The organism is Candidatus Phytoplasma pruni (assembly GCF_013391955.1).
GTDB lineage: Bacteria > Bacillota_I > Bacilli_A > Acholeplasmatales > Acholeplasmataceae > Phytoplasma.
Genome location: NZ_JABUOH010000037.1, coordinates 1 through 2,568 on the forward strand (window position 1 = coordinate 1; position 2,568 = coordinate 2,568).

Consider the following 2,568-nt stretch of genomic DNA (forward strand, 5'->3'; position numbering starts at 1 on the left):
GGCGATAAAAAAGACCCTATGGGTGAAATAGGGTCTGGGGAGGTTAATTGTTAATTTTGAAGTCCTTATATAATTGGAGGGCAATTTGACGTTCTTGTTCGGCGAGTTCTTTTTCTTCGGGGGTGATTTGCGAACTATAAGGCGTGGTTAAAACGTCAAATGATTTGTAGCTTTTGACTTCTTTGATGGAACCGTCGGGATTGTAGTAGAGTTTGTGAGTTGTGTAATAGTGGTTCCAGTTATATATTTCGATCTTGAAAACATTGCCGTCGGGGTAGTAATCAATGTTTTTTTGGAGGTGGGGGGATTGAAATGGATGATAAGAAATAGAGTAGGGGGCACTGTTGGAGCGAATAGAGCAGATTTAATATTTTTATGGCTTGTGGTTTCAGAATAACCAATTTGATAGAGGGTGCCCTTGGGGCGGTAGGCGTTTTGTTGGATGGTGTTGTCAAATGTAGGATAGTTTACAGTAACGACGGGGTTAATTTTGTCAGGAATGAATTCAATTTTTAAACCTTTTGGAGGTGTTGGAGGAAAAGTGGTATGTAAAGTGATATCGTATTTTTTCCTAGTGCTATTTCCATCAATAGACCAAGTATCAAAAAATGGAGTTTCATTGTATTTATAAGAATGAGTATTGCCTTTAACATCATAAAGAGTACGACTATATCTGCCTAATGTGTTTCGGATTTGGTCGCCGGTATAAAAAGTATTTCCTTGAATAGGAGCTTCTATGAGCCATTTTCGGAGGGAGGAGTGGAAGTAGGTTATTTCTCGGCGGCGTTCAGCTTCGTGGTCGTAGGTTTGTTTACCTAATAATTGAAAGATTGTGTTGAAAGTTTCGATAACACGATCGATTGTTTTTAGAGTTTGATTGCCGGAGCGCCATGTGCCATAGATGGAACCGGAGTCGGTGTATTTTGTGTTTAATAATTTGTTGGTAATGTCGTGAAAAGCGTTATTCATTTTTGATTCTAAGACAGAGAGAGAAACGTCTGTGATTTCTTGGAGGATGGTTTTTTTATTGAGGGTGTAGTTGAAAACATAGACGGTTTTGGCGCCGTGGGACATTTTTAAGAGGTTAGAGAGGTCGGGTGGATTTTTGAAAGAACGGTGAGATTCTGCTGTATCAACGAAGAAAACTATTTGGTTGGTAGTTTTGAAAGGTAATATGATTCCGCTTTTGTTGTTGAAATTGGTTGCGTTTTTCCAAAGAACAGAGGAAGGATAATCAATATTATTTTCTTTTAATTTGTTAATGATGGCAGTTTGTAAATCTGTGTTAATTACTTGTTCCATAGTATTCTCGGAAGGATCAGTGGAGGGAGGGAAATTACCTAAATCTATGGTGTGGACTTTTAGTTTTGGGTCTTGGGGTTGGGTGGCGACATTATAGAAGAGATAGGCTTCGGAGATGGTGTCATGATGGGTTAACATGTCGTCGAGGGTGTATTCGTCATTGTCCTTAGGATAGGTTTTGTTTTCAGGATTAGGGCGAGGGATGAAGTAAGCGCCTAGTAAACCAGAAGGGGGGGTTTTTGAAATACTTATAATTTATAACACTGCTGTTTGCATGGTGGTTATATCCTGGTTTGTGGGGATTAGAAATACTTACGCCTGGGTGTCCGGCTTGGGCGAGGATGTCGGGGGCGTCGTGGATTGATTGGACGTTATATTTATGGATTTTGATGGGTTCTACTTTGTAAAAGAGGTGGGCTTCGGAAATAGACATTTTGTTTTTTAACATATCTTCGAGGGTGTATTGATAATCGGCGGCGGGATATTCTTTGTTAAAGGGATTTTGTCTAGGGATGAAATAGGCGCCTATTAGATTTGAGGGAGGGGATTTGAAATACCAGGACATCGTTTTGTATTGATTGGAATTGAAGCAGGCATCGTATTTTTCGCCGGGGTTGAAGGAGGTGGTAGAGTAAGGGTCGAACTGGGCGGTAAAGCAACGGGAGCCGTCGGGGGTGTAGCAGTGCCCTTTGAGAAGTTTGCCGGATTGGGGGTCGTATTCGTAATTTATGGAGATGGAACCGTCGGGGTGGTAGTCGGTGGATTTGGTGCGGTTGCCTGTTTGGGGGTCGTATTCATAATTAGGAGCGTGGATTTGATTTTGATATTGAGGGAGTTGGTTGAGGATGGTCTGAACGTCGTTTTGATTTTTCATATAGTGATAGTGGATTTTGATGTCGGGTTGTCCGTTGAGCCATTCATTTTCCATTTTTTCTTTGTCAGTGAGTTGAATTTTTTCGGTGATAGTTTGACGAAAGAATGCCGGAGCGTGTGGTGTGTTTGATTTTTTTTGTTTTTAGGGGCGGATTCTTCTTCGGATTCGTCGTCATCTTGGTCGTTTTCGTCTTGGTTGTCGGTTTCTTCTGTTTCATCCTCGTTTTTTGTTGTGTTGGCGGATTTGTCCGGAGCAGGTTGTTTTGATTCGGGGTTTTTTGGTGGTTGTTCTGTTGTTGGGGATTGAGTTGTTGGTGTGTTTGGGGTAGTAGATTGGTTCATAAAGATGTAATAATATGTTAAAGCGCCGATAGTGGCTAAAACAAGAGTAGA

2 protein-coding genes and 1 pseudogene are annotated in these 2,568 nt (G+C 41.1%); all 3 read right to left on the reverse strand.

Annotated features, from left to right (window positions below):
- Nucleotides 1-147 precede the first annotated feature (147 nt).
- Nucleotides 148-1,440, reverse strand: coding sequence for a hypothetical protein (locus tag HR065_RS01330; RefSeq protein WP_178734125.1), 1,293 nt, complete (start codon nt 1,438-1,440; stop codon nt 148-150).
- A gap of 52 nt (nt 1,441-1,492) precedes the next feature.
- Nucleotides 1,493-2,230: a DUF2963 domain-containing protein gene (locus tag HR065_RS01335; protein WP_178734126.1), complete on the reverse strand. Its 738-nt coding sequence runs from the start codon at nt 2,228-2,230 to the stop codon at nt 1,493-1,495.
- A pseudogene (locus tag HR065_RS01340) lies at nt 2,173-2,568 on the reverse strand (hypothetical protein); the annotation flags it as partial. The gene HR065_RS01335 and the pseudogene HR065_RS01340, both read right to left, overlap by 58 nt.